The organism is Shewanella sp. ALD9 (genome assembly GCF_002836315.1).
In the GTDB taxonomy this organism is placed as follows: domain Bacteria; phylum Pseudomonadota; class Gammaproteobacteria; order Enterobacterales; family Shewanellaceae; genus Shewanella.
On sequence record NZ_PJCD01000001.1, the window covers coordinates 389485 to 408502 of the forward strand.

General features: G+C 42.4%; 14 protein-coding genes. 13 read left to right on the plus strand and 1 reads right to left on the minus strand.

All coding sequences use genetic code 11. The annotated features are described in order from the left end of the window. The first annotated feature begins 15 nt into the window (after positions 1-15). The 7 genes from CXF88_RS01835 to CXF88_RS01865 all read left to right on the plus strand — a co-directional run bounded on the left by CXF88_RS01835 (position 16) and on the right by CXF88_RS01865 (position 7684). Positions 16-381, plus strand: coding sequence for an STAS/SEC14 domain-containing protein (locus CXF88_RS01835; RefSeq protein ID WP_101085080.1), 366 nt, complete (start codon positions 16-18; stop codon positions 379-381). Between the two features lie 176 nt (positions 382-557). Continuing rightward, positions 558-734 (plus strand): DUF3012 domain-containing protein, encoded by a 177-nt coding sequence (locus tag CXF88_RS01840; protein WP_101085081.1) that lies wholly within the window; start codon positions 558-560, stop codon positions 732-734. 20 nt (positions 735-754) lie between these two features. After that, positions 755-1189: a hypothetical protein gene (locus tag CXF88_RS01845; protein WP_335691263.1), complete on the plus strand. Its 435-nt coding sequence runs from the start codon at positions 755-757 to the stop codon at positions 1187-1189. Between the two features lie 175 nt (positions 1190-1364). After that, positions 1365-2663, plus strand: a complete 1299-nt coding sequence (locus tag CXF88_RS01850; protein WP_242445079.1) for an efflux RND transporter periplasmic adaptor subunit — start codon at positions 1365-1367, stop codon at positions 2661-2663. Positions 2664-2679: 16 nt separating this feature from the next. Then, positions 2680-5904: a CusA/CzcA family heavy metal efflux RND transporter gene (locus tag CXF88_RS01855; protein ID WP_101085083.1), complete on the plus strand. Its 3225-nt coding sequence runs from the start codon at positions 2680-2682 to the stop codon at positions 5902-5904. A gap of 188 nt (positions 5905-6092) precedes the next feature. After that, on the plus strand, positions 6093-6467 hold the full coding sequence (locus CXF88_RS01860) for a BlaI/MecI/CopY family transcriptional regulator (RefSeq protein ID WP_101085084.1): 375 nt from the start codon (positions 6093-6095) through the stop codon (positions 6465-6467). Continuing rightward, positions 6467-7684 (plus strand): M56 family metallopeptidase, encoded by a 1218-nt coding sequence (locus CXF88_RS01865; RefSeq protein WP_101085085.1) that lies wholly within the window; start codon positions 6467-6469, stop codon positions 7682-7684. Before CXF88_RS01860 ends, CXF88_RS01865 begins: the two co-directional genes overlap by 1 nt. 61 nt (positions 7685-7745) lie before the next feature. On the opposite strand, the gene CXF88_RS01870 is transcribed toward CXF88_RS01865, so the two are convergent. After that, positions 7746-8954, minus strand: a complete 1209-nt coding sequence (locus CXF88_RS01870; RefSeq protein ID WP_101085086.1) for a potassium/proton antiporter — start codon at positions 8952-8954, stop codon at positions 7746-7748. A gap of 302 nt (positions 8955-9256) precedes the next feature. Here CXF88_RS01870 and CXF88_RS01875 point away from each other — a divergent pair, with 302 nt between their 5' ends. From CXF88_RS01875 to CXF88_RS01900, 6 genes are all read left to right on the plus strand, one after another. Beyond that, entirely contained in the window at positions 9257-9631 is a 375-nt protein-coding gene (locus tag CXF88_RS01875) for a hypothetical protein (protein WP_101085087.1), read from the plus strand. A gap of 217 nt (positions 9632-9848) precedes the next feature. Beyond that, a complete protein-coding gene (locus CXF88_RS01880; protein WP_101085088.1) occupies positions 9849-12683 on the plus strand; it encodes a hypothetical protein in 2835 nt (944 codons plus the stop codon). Between the two features lie 84 nt (positions 12684-12767). Beyond that, on the plus strand, positions 12768-15452 hold the full coding sequence (locus CXF88_RS01885) for a TonB-dependent receptor (RefSeq protein ID WP_101085089.1): 2685 nt from the start codon (positions 12768-12770) through the stop codon (positions 15450-15452). Between the two features lie 476 nt (positions 15453-15928). Further along, complete coding sequence (locus tag CXF88_RS01890; protein ID WP_101085090.1) at positions 15929-16561, plus strand: DUF6795 domain-containing protein; 633 nt, start codon at positions 15929-15931, stop codon at positions 16559-16561. After that, positions 16558-17709, plus strand: coding sequence for a lipase family protein (locus tag CXF88_RS01895; protein ID WP_101085091.1), 1152 nt, complete (start codon positions 16558-16560; stop codon positions 17707-17709). The genes CXF88_RS01890 and CXF88_RS01895 overlap by 4 nt, the downstream gene beginning before the upstream one ends. A gap of 671 nt (positions 17710-18380) precedes the next feature. Then, positions 18381-18914 carry a hypothetical protein gene (locus CXF88_RS01900; protein ID WP_101085092.1) on the plus strand — a complete coding sequence of 178 codons (534 nt, stop codon included), beginning with the start codon at positions 18381-18383 and terminating at the stop codon, positions 18912-18914. Positions 18915-19018: the final 104 nt, after the last annotated feature.

The window sequence follows — 19018 nt, forward strand, 5'->3', positions numbered from 1 at the left end:
GCCGGAGTTGCCGTTATGTTATGTCAAATCCCCGATATCACTAAAGGTGTTATTAGCTTATTTGTCAGTGGCCGTTTATCGGCACAAGATTACCGTACCCGTTTACAGCCCGCCATTAAGAGTTATCGTAAAGACTGGAATCAAGTGTGTCTTTATATTGAAGCTGATGTGTTGTTGGAAGGCTGGGAGTTTGGCTCATTAACCGGTAGCGGAGAAGTTCAGTTACCCGCGTTTGATGCGTTAGTGTTTGTGGGCGGCCCAGATTGGGTGGGTAATTCTGTTAGGCTGATGGGACCTTTTATGCAGGGCGAAGTTGCATGGTTTCCATTAGAGCGTAAACAAGAAGCCATTACTTGGATTGCTAAGCGATCTCTGCGCTAGAGTGGCCTGTAAATAATTTTGTGGCACCTTTTTACTCGGTTATCGCTTATTTATGTCGAACAACGACAGATGATAAGTTCTTCCCAGTAGCTAATTGTCACAAATTACTGCAAAATTCATCTACAAAGGTCAACAGGACCTAGTACTGATTTTATTATTTTAGAAAAGGATAGCTTATGTCATTGTCAAAGTTGTTTGCCGTATCAAGTGCGTTATTGTTAACTCTTAGCTTATCGGCATGTGCTCCAGAAGTAGGTAGTGAAGCTTGGTGTAAGCAAATGAAAGAAAAAGAAAGTGGTGATTGGACTGCCAATGAAGCAGCCGATTACGCCAAGCACTGCGTATTTAAATAATATCGTTTAGGAGTGGGTGGTTGAGTCATACCGTTTTGCCTTTTATGGCTAACATAGCCAAATTACTAATTGCTTTAGTACTACTGCAATTTGTGGGTGCCAATTTAGGTGCGCATCAATTACACGTGGGCAACAGCAACGAAGAGCAAAATAACCACCCGCATCTTCAGTTCACTACCGAAGTGATCAGCCTTGCTGAATGTGCCGATTGCGCTTGTGCACTCGATGGTTCATCACTGCATTCGGTTAATGATGAACATCAACATTTTGATACTATTACTGATTTTGAGAAAGTTGATGTGTGTTTAGATTGTCAGTGTCATGGTGGTCATGTGGCACTTGCTAAGCTTAACGATAATGTTGTTAGTGAACATTTTCATGACCTTTTTGCCGATACCAAACTGAACTATTTACCTCCTGAGTCTTTCCCTACTTATCGTCCTCCTATCGTTTAATCCCTTTAAAGCACGTTTTTACTGTTTAGCTTCACCTCTATATTCGCTTTCATTGCGCTAATGAATGCTTTTTTGCATTCCATTATGGCGTGATATCTCGCTTGTAATGACGGTGGCTAAGCCTATTTCCGTTGATATTCATTGTCGACGGTCTAGATTGTTTTTAGGATTAACCATGAAAATCAAATCAGTCCAAGTACTACCTTTATTGGCAGCGTTGAATGCCAACGCTATGTTGAGTCATTTAGTGAATCATTTTGTGAATCGTTTTGTGAATCGTGCTCAGTTAAATATTCTGCCAGGCACTCACTCCATCTCTCTGCCAAGCATTCGAAAATCTTACCGCATGAACTCCAGCGTTTCGCGAGCATTATTGTTCAGTGCAGCGCTATTGTTATCATTATTTGCACTGTCTAGTTCGCCAGTGCAAGCCAGCAGTCAGCCAGCAGAGGCGGCTCATCAAGAGTCGTTGTTAACCTTAAGTGCTGAGCAGCGCCAACTCGCGGGAGTGGAAGTGGCACAGTTAAGTGCGACTGCGTTTAATTTACAGGCCGTTGCCACCGCTCAGCTGGTTGTTGATAAAGACAAAACTATCACCATAGCGCCGCAATTAGATATGCAGGTGCTTAAGCGCCATGTGGTGCCAGGACAACAGGTGCAAAAAGGCCAACCATTATTGACTATCGGCGGGGCAGATATTGCTGCGGCGCAAGCTGACTACGTTAATGCAGCAACGGAGTGGGATCGCATAAAGCGCATGAGCAAAGGAACGATTAGTGCTAGTCAGCGGATGCAAACCGAGGTCAATGCAGAGCTTAAACGTGCCATTTTACAGTCGGTAATGATGTCCACAAAACAGATAGCCGAGCTAGCAACATCGCCAAGTTCAATTGGTCAGTTTCAGCTGTTAGCGCCTATAAATGGCCGCGTTCAGCAAGATGTTGCCACAGTAGGACAAGTGCTAACTGCGGGCACACCTTTAATGCAACTGACCGATGAATCGTATTTGTGGGTAGAAGCAGAACTGACGCCATTACAGGCAGATCAAGTCAACATGGGCAGCGATGTTTTGGTGCGAGTAGGAAGCCGTACTCGTGATGGCGTCATTATCGGGCGTTCGCATGAAATTAACGCGCAAACCCGCACTGAGCAAGTATTAGTGCGTATGGCAAACCCCGGCCATGACTTACATGCAGGCGAGTTTGCCGAATTATACCTCGCAGCAAATCAGGGGGCAGAGCCGCTTGGATTTATTGTGCCAGATGCGGCGTTAACACGCAGTGGTGACGGTGACTGGCAGGTGTTCATAGAACAAGATGGTGGATTTAGTGCAGTAGAAGTTTCTGTGGTGGAGCGTCAACGCGGACTGAGTTTTATTCGTGGTTTATCCCCACAAACTCGCGTTGTTGTATCTGGTGCGTTTTTCTTAGCATCTGAGCAAGCCAAATCTGGCTTTGATATTCATAACCACTAAGCGCTAAGGCATCATTATGTTATATAAATTAATTGAGATTGCCGTTGAAAAGCGGTTATTGGTGTTACTTGGATTACTGGCCACTGTGGTGGCATCGGTATTCATGTTACCAAAACTAAATTTAGATGCGTTTCCGGATGTCACTAATGTGCAGGTGACCATTAATACTGAAGCGGAAGGTTTGGCGGCAGAAGAGGTCGAGAAGCTGATCAGCTATCCTGTCGAATCGGCAATGTATGCATTACCGGCGGTGACCGAGGTGCGTTCATTATCACGTACTGGTTTATCGTTAGTGACAGTGGTGTTTGCCGAAGGTACCGATATTTATTTTGCACGTCAGCAAGTGTTTGAACAACTGCAAGCTGCAAAAGAGTCGATTCCTGCGGGTGTCGGTAACCCTGAAATTGGCCCGAATACCTCTGGTTTAGGGCAAATTTATCAATACATTTTACGGGCTGAACCCGAAACCAATATCAGCGCATCTGAGCTGCGGAGCTTAAATGACTATTTAGTGAAGTTGATATTAATGCCGGTGAGTGGCGTGACTGAAGTGCTTTCATTTGGCGGCGAGGTGTTGCAATACCAAGTGCAAGTTGATCCTAATAAACTGCGCAGTTATGGCTTGTCGCTGACCCAAGTTAGCCAAGCATTGGAAAGTAATAACCGTAATGCTGGTGGTTGGTTTATGGACCAAGGCCAGGAGCAATTAGTGGTTCGTGGTTATGGTTTGTTGCCCGCTGGCGACGCAGGTTTACAGGCCATTGCCGACATTCCGTTAACCGAAATCAATGGCACGCCAATACGAGTGGCCGACATTGCTAATGTGGCTTTTGGTAGCGAAATAAGAGTCGGTGCAGTGACCATGTTGCGCAGGCAAGCAGCGGCTAATGGCTCGTCGTCCGATGTACAAGCGCTGGGTGAAGTGGTTGCTGGCGTTGTGCTTAAACGCATGGGCGCCAATACCAAAGCCACCATTGATGACATCAATTCACGTATTAGTTTAATTGAGCAATCCTTGCCAAAAGGAGTGTCATTTGAGGTGTTTTACGACCAAGCGGATTTAGTCGATAAAGCGGTCACGACTGTGGTTGAAGCGCTATTGATGGCCTTTGGATTTATCGTGATTATTTTGGCGTTATTTCTGGTCAATATACGGGCGACATTGTTGGTATTATTGTCGATCCCAGTGTCGATCGGGATCGCACTACTGATCATGTCTTACTACGGCATGTCAGCTAACTTAATGTCTTTAGGTGGCCTTGCTGTTGCGATCGGTATGCTAGTTGATGGTTCAGTGGTGATGGTCGAAAACATCTTTAAACATGTTAGCGGCGAAACTGGCGTCAACCAATCTGCTGATGTTCATTTTGATAGTGATGTTGATAGTGATGTTGATAGTGATGTTGATAGCGAATCTGATGCACAAACCCAAAGTATGGCGATTAGGATCATGCTGGCGGCAAAAGAAGTGTGCAGTCCTATCTTCTTTGCAACAGCGATTATCATCGTAGTATTTATGCCGTTATTTGCCCTAGAAGGTGTAGAGGGTAAATTATTTCAACCTATGGCCGTGAGCATTATTCTCGCCATGATGGCAGCATTAGTTGTGGCGTTATTTGCAGTGCCTGCATTGGCGGTATTTCTATTTAAACGCGGTATTGTGGTGCGTCAAAGCAAAGTGTTGGCCCCCATTGACGCAGTCTATCGACGAGTACTCACGCTAGTGTTATCAAGCCCTAAATCGGTGATGTTAGCGGCAGTTGTTTTGTTTGCTGCAAGTATGCTGTTATTGCCAAAGCTAGGCACTGAATTTGTGCCTGAATTAGAAGAGGGCACCATCAACTTACGGGTGACACTGGCGCCTACAGCCAGTTTGGCCACTTCGGTCAACGTTGCGCCTAAAATTGAAGCCATGCTGCTTGAGTTTCCTGAGGTGGAATATGCGTTAAGTCGAATCGGGGCACCCGAACTTGGCGGCGACCCTGAGCCTGTGAGTAATATTGAAATATATATTGGTCTTAAACCGATAGAGCAATGGACATCGGCAAGCAATCGCTTTGAGCTACAGCGTTTAATGGAGCAACGGCTAGCGATGTTCCCAGGACTATTGCTAACCTTCTCACAACCGATAGCGACTCGAGTCGATGAGTTGTTATCGGGCGTTAAAGCGCAGTTAGCGATTAAGATATTTGGCCCCGATTTGAGCATCTTGTCGGAAAAAGGTCAGGTGTTAACCGATTTAGTCGCTGCCATTCCTGGGGCGGTTGATGTGTCGCTAGAACAAGTCAGCGGTGAAGCTCAGTTAGTGGTTCGACCTAAACGTGAAGTCCTTGCTCGCTATGGTATAAGCGTCGATGAAGTCATGAGTTTAGTCACTCAAGGTATTGGTGGTGCCAGTGCAGGCCAAGTGATTGATGGTAACGCCCGTTATGACATTAATCTGCGATTAGCGGCGCAATATCGTAATGCGCCAGATGCGATTGAAGACTTGCTACTCAGTGGTGCTAATGGCGCGATTGTACGCTTGGGCGATCTCGCTGATGTGGTGATTGAAATGGCGCCGCCGAATATTCGTCGTGACGATGTACAGCGCCGAGTTGTGGTGCAAGCCAACGTATCGGGGCGTGACATGGGCTCGGTAGTCAACGATATTTATGCCATTGTGCCGCAAGCGGAGTTACCTGCGGGCTATACTGTTGTGGTGGGCGGCCAATATGAAAACCAGCAACGGGCGCAACAAAAGCTAATGTTGGTGGTGCCCATTTCTATCGCACTTATTGGCTTATTGCTGTATTTCTCGTTTGGGTCACTTAAACAAGTGGCATTGATTATGGCTAACGTGCCATTGGCATTAATCGGCGGCGTAGTGGCTTTATATGCCACTGGCACCTATTTGTCGGTGCCCAGTTCAATCGGCTTTATCACCTTGTTTGGTGTTGCGGTGTTGAATGGTGTGGTGCTGGTGGACTCGATTAACCAGCGCAGACAATCAGCAGATGAAAGTCTGTACGACAGTGTTTATCAAGGCACGGTAGGGCGGTTACGTCCGGTGTTAATGACGGCACTCACCTCAGCATTGGGGCTGATCCCTATCTTGTTATCATCTGGTGTGGGCAGTGAAATTCAACAGCCATTAGCGGTGGTGATCATTGGCGGCTTGTTTAGCTCAACGGCTTTGACTTTACTGGTGTTGCCGACGGTTTATCAGTGGTTGTATCGAGATAAGTTATCATCGAGATAAAGCCAATTAGCTAAATAACATTTTAATTTTAAGCCTAATTATCTGATTAGGCTTTTTCATTTTTATTCGTAAATTGCTCGAAAATAAACCTTGCTTATTTATGATTACAGTTGTAATTTAAACAAATGGATTACACATGTAATCCATTTTCAGCCTAACAAGTACTAACAACAAATGAGCGATATCGCATGAAAGAAATCAGCAATAGTGAATTAGTCGTGTTGCAGCAGCTTTGGCAGCAGTCGCCATTGACCTCGAGTGAAGTGGTTGATGCATTAGAACAAAGCCATGACATGCATGAAAAAACGGTTAAAACCTTGCTTAATCGTTTAGTCAAAAAACAAGCCGTCAGTTTTGAAAAACAAGGTCGGGTTTACCATTACTCACCATTAATTGCTGAGCAGGACTATACCGTTAAAGAATCGCTTTCTTTTGTGGACCGCATGTTTGCTGGCAAGTTAACCCCATTGGTTGCCGGTTTTGCGCAAAAGAACAAGCTGTCGGCAGAAGATGTCGCCGAACTGCAAACCTTACTTGATGATTGGCAAAAGGAACAAAAGTGATGATTAATTGGTTTATGGAACAAACCATCTCATTGAGCGTGGTGTGTTTAGTATTACTGGTATTGCACCGGTTTATATTGTCTAGATTTGGGGCGCACTATACCTATTTTATGTGGATATCCGTGCCACTATTAATCATTGCAGATTTACTGCAAATGATATTGCCTCACCGCGTTAACTGGTTTGGTAGCAATAACGCAGCCTCAATCATCCAGCAGTATTATGTGTTTGCTAGCGATACCGCTGCGTTGTCGGCAGGCTTACTTGACCTGTTATACCTGCCTTATCTCTACGGTATCGTTATCACGTTATTAGTCGCTAATATCGTGATGGAATATGGCTATCTACAACGGTTAATCCAGCATGGACGTCAGCTAGATATTCCTTCTGTAAAGCTTAACGTATTAGTCCATCCAGATATTGAATCACCTATGCTCGCAGGGTTTATTACCCCCAGCATTTTAGTCCCTAATAGTTTTATGTTACTCGATGAAAGCCAGCAGCAAGCCATTATTCAGCATGAGGTTTATCACTATCAACGTGGTGATTTATGGGCAAATGCCCTGGTTTATGGATTAACCGTATTGTTTTGGTTCAATCCGTTGATGTGGTTGAGTTACCGCCGATTTAGACAAGATCAAGAATTGTCATGTGATGCACAAGTCACTGCCGATATGAAAGCCCAAGCTAAAATTGCCTATAGCAGAACACTATTGGCCTATTCACAACATGCACCTTTGAGCATGTTACACACCCATTATGGGGATAAAACCATCTTAAAAGAGAGGATCTTACAGATGAAAAAGCAACATGGAAAAAGCACCTTAGCATTAATTGGAATGACATTGGCTATTGGTGTTAGTGCCTTTATGTTTAATCCGCAGGTATTTGCAGGCAATAATCTCAGCGTTGAAAACAAAACCGACTCTATGGCAATGCCTGTGATAAGAATTGAGCCTAGCTATCCAATTGATGCCGCTAAAGAAGGGCTTAATGGCTATGTGCAAATGTCATTTGATATCAGTCCAAATGGCAGTGTGAACAATGTTAGAGTGACCAAGTCGTCGCCGAAACAAGTGTTTGATGCATCGGCGGTTGCGGCGCTTGAACAATGGAAGTATCAACCCTCTGCAACTGGGTTTAAAGACCTACAAGTACAGTTAGACTATGTGATCCATCAACCTGATAAATCAGTTGAGAGAATCACTGTAAAATAACCTATATCAAAGATACTGAAAATGATTCAATGCCTCATTGTTATGGGGCATTGAATCATTTTTATAGATCAGGATTTTTGGGCTGCAGTTTTAGGCCTAGTTTATTGGCTAGCGGTTCAATTGCGGCGCCTTGAACAATGACCGAAATCAGTACAATGAAAAACACCATGTGGATCATTTCACGGGACCCCTCTACTCCAGCCGCAGCGGGAATAAGCGCAAAGACAATTGGCGTAGCACCTTTTAATCCGATCATAGAAACAAACAAACGTTTGCGCCAATTAGCTTGTTTAAATGGCAAGTAGCACAGCTGTACAGCCAATGGGCGCGCGACGACAATAAGTAATATGGCCGGGAGCAATGATGCCATGAACACCGGCATTAATTGCTGCGGGAATATCTGTAAGCCTAAAATGATGAACATTAATGACTGCGCTAACCACGATATACCATTAAAGAAATGCTTACTGACTTCAGCGCCCTTCTTTAAATAGTTGCCGATGATCACCCCAGCAATATAAACCGCAATAAGTTCGTTACCACCTAAGATTTCGGTACTTGATACTGTAATGGCAAAACTGGCCAAAATAAAAACAGGAATAAGTCCGAATTCAGGCAGTTTAATGTTATTAAGTGCCCAAACGGCTAATTTACCCATTATTAACCCAACGACAGCCCCAACACCAATTTGCTGGCCGAGACTCGATATCACTGAAAGTGCTGTGGGTGCGCCGTTGGCACTATTGATAATAAAGTCGGTTAACATCACCACCATTAACAAGGCTACAGGGTCATTGGTAGCTGATTCGAATTCTAAAATGGTGCCCGTACCGTGTTTTAATTTAAGTTTTTTTGACTCTAAAATAGAGAATACGGCTGCAGCATCAGTAGACGACACTACCGCGGCGAACAACATGCAAGTAATAAGGTTAAAGTCGAGTAACGCATTAAGGATAAAGCCAAAAATAATGGTAGTGAATATCACCCCAGCAGTGGATAACATGCCACCTTCTTTCCAAGAAAACTTAATGTGTTTCATTGGCGTATTTAGGCCACCTACAAATACTATGGTGTTTAATGCTAAGGTGCCGATAACTGAAGTCAGTTGCAGGTCGTCGTATACAAAACCAAATTCACCATTGCCAAATGCCAAGCCGACACCCATAAAGATTAATAACGACGGTAAGCCTAATGTTTTAGAAGGGTGATGGAGTAAAATGCCAATAGCAATAAGTATGGAGATCCCTAAAATAATAATATCTGATGGCATATGGGCACTCCTTGTGTGATGAAGATTGTATCAAATGGCTATTTTAGCATTAAAATCGCCTAAACTTACTTTATGAGCATTTATTAATATTTTTTTATATTCTTATAATCAATTTGATTAATGTCATTGCCGTGTGTTTATTAGACTATATAAGTGTAATAAATAGCCACTCACATTAACCTTTTTTGTTAACACATCTTGCTTAATCATCTTGTTGATAGTGGATGCGACATTTTTAGTTAACAAATTACCTCATTAGTGAGGTGTTAATATTAGCGTTAGCAGTATCACTCGGAGTTAACATGGCCATATTCATTAGCTTGTGGGGCGTAATCACATTCAGTTTTGGCCTGTTCATGATGCTGGCTCCAGCGCATTTTGCAGACCAAATTGTTCGTTTTAGCCATCAACGCTATTTCCATTACATTGAAATTATATCTCGGTTAGTTATTGGGGCGGTCTTACTGCTCGATGCGCATAACACTTCATCACCATTAGTGTTCGAAGTGATAGGTAATTTATTGTTTATTATTGCAATTGTTCTTGTTTTCATGACCGAAAAACATCACAAACAGTTTGCTTTATGGTCTGCTTCATATTGTGTCAAAGCATTTAGACCCGCGGGATTTTGTGCCATCATTTTTGGTTTGTGGACCATTTATGTTAGCTATTATTAAGTTGATTAGGTCTAAAACGTTATATTTTCGCTTTTTTTGTTAAAAATTTATGCCATTCAAATCTCCTCCTAAGGTGCATAGCCATTGGATTTGCATATTTCTGTCATGTTAATGAAATGTGACTGTCATGTTTACGCAGTCTTTTTGTCATTTTTGCAGGTTAGCTTGTCATCCAGCCAACTAACTCACACGCTTAAATCCGTCTTCGGAGATGACAATGGAACTGAAAAACATTTTTAAACTTACTGCACTTTCTACAGCCCTTGCTGCAACATTAGGGCTCGCTGGTTGTGGTGGTGATATTAATATCAATGCGGGTAGCGATACTGTTACACCTACTACGCCAACAACTCCAACTACACCAACTCAGACAGTTCAAGAAAAATCATACAGTGGCTTTGCAACTAAAAGCACCACAATGACAGCCGTTGATGGTAAAGAAGTTTGGGTATTAAAAGGTACGTTAGCTCCTTCTAATGCAGCATCAACGATTACCACTGGTGGCCAAGATGGCGACAAAATAGTGTTAGGTAATGACGTTGTATGGCAGCTTGATGGCGCAGTGATTGCCGGTGGCGATAATGCTAACGCGGTTGAGTTATCAATATTACCTGGCACCAAAATCTTAGGTGGCAGTGATTCTTATTTAGTGGTTAGCCGCGGTTCAAAAATCATGGCTGACGGTACGGCAACAGCACCAATCGTATTTACGTCTGTTGAAACGGCTTTAGGCCAAGAAGGTAAAGCGGGTCAGTGGGGTGGTTTAGTGTTATTGGGTAATGCGCCAGTAAACACCTGCCCAGATTTAACCAATTGTTCAGCGTCTTTTGAAGTGGGTAACCACAGCTACGGTGGTAATGATACCGAAGACAATTCAGGTTCAATCAAGTATGTACGCGTTGAGTTTGGTGGTTTCAAAATCAATGACACCCAAGAAATGAACGGTATTAGTTTTGCCGGTGTGGGTGCGGGTACTGAAATTGACCACGTACAAGTTCACATGAATAACGATGATGGTTTTGAATTCTGGGGCGGTAATGTTTCAGTAACAAATATCGTACTGACAGAAAACTTTGATGACTCGTTAGATTGGACAAACGGTTGGCAAGGTAGCGCGCAGCACGTTTATATTCGTCAAGCGGACAATGCTTCTAACCGTGGTATTGAAGCTGACAGTAACAGTGACGCAAGTGCTGTACCTATGTCAAAACCAGTGTTAGCCAACTTTACTATTCAGGTTGCTAATGGCACCAACAGTGGTGGTGACGATGCGGAAGGTATTTTATTCCGTAAAGGCACTGGCGTGAATACCTATAACATTCTTGTTAAAGGTGACGTTGATTCTGGCGAATGTTTAGAGGTTAACGACGACAATACCGTTAACAACGCCAACACCGCTGAATTGACGATGCAAAACAGCTTAATTGACTGTGTTGAACCGTTCAAAAATGCCAAGGCAGATGCTGCAGAAGGCCGTGCTTTAGCGCTAGATGTAGAAGCTTGGTACAACGGTCAAGACGGTAACTTAGTTGCCGCTTCTGATTTAACTGATTACATGCCTAATTCATCATCTGTTGCATTAACGGCTGGTAAGGCTGATTTGGCTAACCTTGATGCGCGTTTGGTTAATGCCAACTATATTGGTGCATTTGATGGCACTAACGACTGGACTAAAGGCTGGACTACAGCTATTCATGACGATGTGACGCCAACGGCAACTGAATTACCTGTATTAACTTCTTGTCCTGTAGGCACAACAGCTTCAGCAGCGGCAACAGGGTTATATAAAGATGCATCAATCACGTTAATTTGTACCCTTGAAGGCAATGTCTTAAGCAACACGACGCTTCTCGCTGGCCAAAACGTAATGTACAAAATTGATGGCGGTGCAGTAGTAGTAGGTGGTGATAACACAACACCTGCAACATTAGCCATTCAAGCGGGTACTAAGCTATTCGCGACATCTAACAGTTTTATCGCAGTGAGTCGTGGCTCAAAAATTATGGCTCAAGGTAGTGCAACTCACCCAATTGAAATGACCTCTGAAGAAGATGTTATTGCGGGTGCAAGTGGCGAACGTGGCCAATGGGGTGGTTTGGTTATTTTAGGTAATGGTTTAACCAACACATGTCCTGATCATAATGCTTGTTCAGCGTCGTTTGAAGTCGGTGACTTCCCGTACGGTGGTAACAACAATGCTGATAACAGCGGTCAAATCAGCTACGTAGTGATTAAGTATGCTGGCTTTAAAGTGAATGATACTCAAGAAATGAACGGTATCTCATTTGCAGCAGTGGGCAGCGGAACTCAAGTAGACCATATTCAAATTCACGCTAACGGCGACGACGGTGTTGAGTTTTGGGGTGGTGCAGTTAACTTGAAATATGTTTACTTAACAGCCAACTTCGATGACAGCTTAGATTGGACTAACGGTTGGACAGGTAAAGCACAGTTTGTGTATATCACTCACGAAGACGGTAATGCTAACCGTGGTATCGAAGGTGATAGCCATAAAGGTGCTACGGATACTCCAGTGTCAGCGCCTAAATTAGCTAACTTCACTATTTTACCGGGTACAGATATTACTAACGCAAGTGGCGATAAAGGTGAAGGTATCTTGTTACGTGTTGCTACTGCAGGTGAGTTATACAACGTGCTAGTACAAGGTCGTAAAGGCACTACTGCTGAAACTGAGTCTGGCGAATGTTTAGAGTTAGATGGCTCTTACGCTGGTTTAGTCGACAACGTAAACAACAGCACTTTGACTATGTCTCATTCAATTATCGACTGTAACGAGCCCTTTAAGTACAGCTCTGATAATGCCGCAACAGCAGACGCTGTGAATGTTGAAACCTGGTTCATGGGCCAAGAAGGTAACTCAACAGCTGCAGTGACTATCACTGACGGTATGCCAGCAGCTACAGATACAACGCTACTTGGCAAAGGTAAAGACTTAAGCACAGATGATAGCTTCTTCGAATCAACCAACTTTATTGGTGCATTCGATGGCCAGAATGACTGGCGTCAAGGTTGGGCTTACTTTCCACAGTAATCACCTCGATAACATTAATCTGTGACCTATTAATAGCCGCCCGCAAGGGCGGTTATCTCTGAACCGCATACAGGATAGTTAAGTATGAAAACCAAGCCGAGTTTTACCGTTAATAAGTTAAGCCTTGCCATTATCTCTGTGATTTCTGCGGCGACACTATTAACAGCTACCCCCGTATACTCGCAAGAACCAGCGCCTGTTCGTGATCCTGGTGAAGTGATTCCAATTGAACCGATAGAAGTGATTTCAGTTACTGGGCGTCTACGTAGCTCTGCATCAGAAGCAACTGAAGAACGTCGTGAACAAATTGCTGTAGCCGATATTATGGGCTCAGAACAAATTTCAAGAACCGGTGACGGTGATGCCGCCGCAGCGCTTCGTCGTGTGACAGGTTTAACCTTAAAAGATGGCAAATTCATTTATGTTCGTGGCTTAGGTGAGCGTTATTCAAGTACCTCACTGAATGGCGCGACAGTGCCGTCACCGGATCCAACCCGTAACGTAGTGCCTTTAGATATGTTCCCTGCATCGATCATTGAATCGCTATCGGTGCAAAAGTCTGCCTCAGCCAATTCACCTGCCGCATTTGGTGGTGGGCATGTTGATATTCGCACTAAATCAATTCCGGCCGATTTCTTTTTTAAAGCGTCAGTTGGCGGCCGTTATAACACCAATGACTCAAACGACAGCTACACCTACAACGGGGGTGGCGATGATTGGACCGGCCAAGACGATGGCACTCGCAGCATGCCAAGCAACATTAATAACACCATTAATCAATATGGTGGAATTAGCCCGATTGATATCGTGAGTAATTCTAATGGCGCTATAAATTACCCAGCAGCACAACAAGTTAACCGCGAATTGGCACTAGACATGTACCGCGATATGACGGTGCGCAGCCAAAGTACAGACCCTGCAATGCGCGGCGATATCGCCATTGGTGATCGTTGGGACATTACCGACGACATTATCTTTGGTGCATTGTCAGCCGTGTCTTACAAGAAGCAAGCTGAAAACTACACTAAACGTGAAGTTGAGCTTGATGGTGATAGCAGCCAAGTACAAGTTGAAAACCAGAAAGACATCGTCGGTACTGATTCAATAGTCCAAGTGTCTGGCATGCTTAACTTAGGCTTAGAGATTGGCTACAACCATAAAATCGAAACCTTCAGCACTTACCTGCAAGACACTTCCGATGACGTGTCTATGGGGATTGAAGAAACCATCGATACCTTGGGCGAACCAAATGCACTGCAAGTTTACGCCATTGATTACGAAGAACGTTCGCTTATCAGTAACCAAATTAAAGGTCATCATTTTATTGAATATTTGAATGACTCTGAATTTAATTGGAAGTTCTCCGATGCACGTTCTGAGCGTTATGCCCCGAATGAAGTGTCGTATACCTACAACGTGATTTTAGATGAGAGCAATCAATTATTATCACGTAACCTCAATACTCAAGATGCACCCAAGTATGTTTATAGTCGCCTAGAAGATGACAGCCAAAACTATGGTTGGGACTTTATGTACCCCATTAATCTAGACGGTGCAGTGGTTAAACTGACTACCGGCTATGAATACTTTGAGCGTACTCGCGAAAGCTATGCAACTCGCTTAGGTTTTGATGTCGATTTAAGCCCAACTGATGCCAATGGCGCTATTTTAGCGGGTGATTTTGATGAGATTTTCTCTGATAAAAACATTACCGACAATACCTTAGGGCTAGAGCTAAAAGACGCATCAACTGACACCGAAGACTATATTGCCGCCGAGAAAAACGACGCTGCATTTGTGAGCATGGACATCGACTTTGACGATGTTTGGCGCGTCTATGCTGGTATTCGTTATGAAGATTTTCGTCGCGTCACTTTGCCTATCGACCCAAATGGTGAAATATCAGATGAAGGTGGTCGTTATCAGTTATCTGACTACGTGATAGCAGAAGACGGTTGGTTCCCATCGTTGTCATTAACCTGGAAGCAAACCGACACCACCCAATGGCGTTTTGGCGCGAGTAAAACCATTGTACGACCAGATCTACGTGAAGTGTCACCGGTTCGATTCCAAGACCCCGTTACCGGTTTTGACTTCTTCGGTAACCCAGAGTTAAAGAGTTCAGACATTCTTAACTTAGATTTACGTTGGGAATACTATTCTGATTCAGGCAATAATTTCAGCATGGGCGCATTCTATAAAGATGTAGACGCACCGATTGAACCTATTCAACGTATTTCAGAAGCTGGGCGTCAGCTCAAGTTTTATAACGCGCAGTCGGGCTATGTGTACGGCCTTGAAACCGAGTTCTTACAAGAGCTTGAATTTTTGGGTAGTGATGGCAGCATTTGGGAAGACTTCTTTGTTGCGGGAAACTTAACCCTTGGCGACTCAGAAATAGATATTGCTGCTAACGGCGAAATTGACCCAACCAATAAAACGCGCCGCATGACCGGACATTCACAATGGGTGGCTAACTTGCAGTTAAGTTACGACTCGTCAGACAGTTATCACAGTGCCACATTAGTGTATAACGTGTTTGGTGAACGTATTGCTTATGGTGGCCGTGGAGGTTTAGACGATGTATTTGAAAAGCCATTCCATAGTCTTGATTTTACGTATAGTTTCTTCCCGACAGATAGCGTTACCGTAAAAGTAAAAGCGAAAAATATCTTAGGTGAAACCACTGAATACGAACAGCAAGATCTGCAAGTGTACGCCAAAGACCCTGGCACAGAGTTCACCTTGCAGTTTAGCTATGAGTATTAATACGTTTAATAGCCATATGTAATCGTCACGTTCAAGAGTCACGTTTAAAAGAGTACTTGTTTTTAGCGGTTTTTACTCATCATTTCAATCGCTAAAAATGTGCACGGCCACTTTCTTCGGAACAAAGAAAGTGGCCTTTTTTGTTTAAGCATATTATGAAATTTATACCGGTAATGCGCTTATATACATCCAAAAGAGCAGGTCAACAGCATGAGTGTGCGCTTTTTACTCACAATGAATGATTTAAATATAGAATCACTTCCAATCATTCATAAAGAGAAAAAGTTATGAGCAAATGTAGTTTGAAAAATATACTGAGTCTGTTCGTAAAACGTTCGTAATCTCGCCCAGCCCAAAAGAGTCACTAATTGATAAAACCCATTCTATTGGATAATAGTAATTTGCAATCGAATGGGTAAAATAAACAGTGAGTATTTTTAAGTAAAATCGAAATTACTATTTAGCAGGGATAGCGAATGAACAATCGTTTACAGTGGCCCCGTCGTGTCATATTACTGGTTTTTTTAGCGCTTGCTTACCCTATTCTAAGTCATGGAGTTGATATGTTTGGTTGGTTTAAAAAAAAGGAAGTCTTTTTAAGCTCAGAAGTTAATGGTGTTATTACCAAAAATGGTAATCCAGTGGCTAATTTAGAGGTGACGCGTTCATTAATGTATATTGATGAAAAAGATCATCTTGATGTGGCTATTACCGATAGTAAGGGTTATTTCCATTTTCCTCAAAAAAGCATTCGTTCATCTATTCCTAATAGACTTTTCTCTGAAGACAGAGTGTCACAACAGATTACTGTAGTTTACGATAATGAGCTGCTAGCAATATGGTCTGCTAACCATATTGGTATTGAGGAAGTGCCAGAGTTTTCTAAAAAGCTATCTTTTATGAATTGTGAATTGACCGATAAGCGTGTGAGTTTTCAATTTAACAATACCAATAACGAACATCTTGATCATATGGCTTCAAGCATCTGCCGCTGGGGTGAGGATTATACTCCCGTATTAGTTTATGATGGTGACAAGGAATATATTGTTGAAGATGGTGATTTTAATAAACTAACGGATCGTTTTACCGGCAAGGAAGTCGAATTATGAGTAACACAATTTCACCTAGCACAGCAGCTAGTATAGCCTCAAGAGTATATGATACTAGGAAAAATAAAAGTTTTCAGAGTGACTTTCATCTTGATTTTATTAAAAATTTTAAAATAACTAATAGTCAGATCCAAGGCGTTAGTGGTGGCTTAGTTAACCAACTATTGAATCGCAGTACTGGCTTTGCATTAACGGCACAAGGGATCTCGCCACAATTTAAACAGCATCATATTATTAGTGTTCGTGGCACTGTTTTTACGTCATTTGCTGACTGGTTAACTAATGGCAATATTGCTATAACAGTTGGGCCTAAAAGTCTTGAAGTACACTCAGGATTTGAAAAAGCTTTTAGCAGTATGCAGTCTGAATTTAATGATTATGTAGCACTGCATAAACCTCATTGTTTACATGTTGTGGGTCATAGTTTGGGTGGGGCTATTGCGCAATTAACAGCGCTTTGGGCAAGTGAGAAAGGGATTGACACCAAGTTATATACCTTTGGTGCGCCAAGGGTTGTTACTGAGAGATTTGTTCACCAAGCATCTACTAATATCGAGCATTATCGTGTTACGCATGGTGCGGACCCTGTACCAGCAGTTCCGGTATGGCCCTTTAGTCATACTGTCGGTGAGTACCAAACAGCAATGAACAGTGGATCTTTTTTCTCGATTGGTGCGCATTCTATGGAAAAAGCCACACCTGGTTATGTCAATACCGTTGCATCATATAAGAGCTATAGCGCGATGAATAGAGCTCTTAAAACGCTTAACCATAAGCATACGGTACTAAAATATGATCAACGTCATAATGCATCATTCTCTCAACGCTGGCAGCAAATCATTACCGATGCTTTAATCACTCTTTTGAAAAAAACAGGTCAGTATGCATTAATTGTCGCCCAAGCCTCTTTAAGTCATGGTTTGCAGTTTTATGACATATTAGCTCGCTGCCTGCATGGTATCGTTGTTAAGTCAACTGATGAAATAGCTGAGGAGTTAAGAGGTTTATTAGGTCACATGCTAGTTTTTGCTGGAAATAGAATACAAACGGTTAAAGAAATGAGTGTGAAGTTTATTCGCTGGGTTTTAGGCTTGATGATAAAAACACTATATACAACCGCAAAACAAGCTATTGAGCTGGTATCTTAAACCTAGATTGACGATGAAATTCTCAGTGAATAGATTAGTGGCCGAGTGCTCTGCGGCCTCAACGGCTGACGTGAGTCGTGGCGTTGAGGCTACACCAGATCAAAGGGGCAAAGCGTTTTTATCCCTTTTAAAATCCTCTGCACCCCAGACTAAAAATGCTGAAAAGCGCATATTTTCGATGGGGAACTATCCCGCTTTAAAGCGTATCTGTAGTCAGCTCCTGCCATTGTCGTCTAATACAACAGTACCTCATGGTTCCGACGGGCCGCCCTTGGCCTAATGAAAGCTAGCGCAGCATACATGCCAAACTCACGGAATTTTCTCGATGTCCTCAATTCATATGGGTCATGTAAAAAACTAAAACTACTCACCTATGGATTTATTTCAATATTTTTGCTTTTACAATTTTCTATAAATGAAGCTAAATCGAAGAGACAAAATCTCAGGTGCAGATAAGTCAGCGAGTATCAAAAATATGAGTATCGTGGGGAATTAGATAATAACCGTCGTGACATTATTATCGCTATAAAAATCAAGACAACTATGAGCTTGCGCTAGACAATAGAGAATGTATTTCATTCGATAATAAAGGTGGCGGTGTTTAATCAAATTGAAACAATTTCAGGTATGCAAATGTTAAGATCTGAAATCTCATCAAAGGAGAGATTGTTTTGGAAATCAGTCCACTATGGTTGCAAAGTAAAATGAAGATATTATCGTTTTTATTATTTATCTTAACTACCTCATCTTCACAAGTTTTAGCGGATGAGTACTTAGATTTTGGTATGAATTTATTGGGTGATAAATTTACTGCCTTTGAAATCAAACATGATAAATGTTTAAGTATGTCAAAAATGAATCAATTATCTGAGAACAGTATAGACATTCTGAAGCAGTTACCCATTTCAGCTGGGGAGGCTTTAGGTTATTTGCATCTTAAAGCGATGAGACTTTGTGTTGGAGATGAATACACAGAGTTACTCCAAGTGCTTTTAGACTTAGAATATGAAAATAAGAAAAAACAAAATACTTTTGTCGGTCAAGAAATAGACAAAATAAAATTGTTAATATTTTCTGTTTCAGAATTGAGAGCGCAAAAAAAGTTTGATTCATTACTTGCGAGATACCGAAGTAAACTGCAGTTAGTGAAAGGTATTAATCAACCATTTGATATGACAAATGCATTTGAACGAGCATGGTTATAACAAATCAGTAATCTTTAAAATTTCGATGAATATGAGTTATTCGTTTTTTATCTTTTTAGTAACCATCTCGGATATTGTTGTTAGAATACACCAACTTTTGCCTG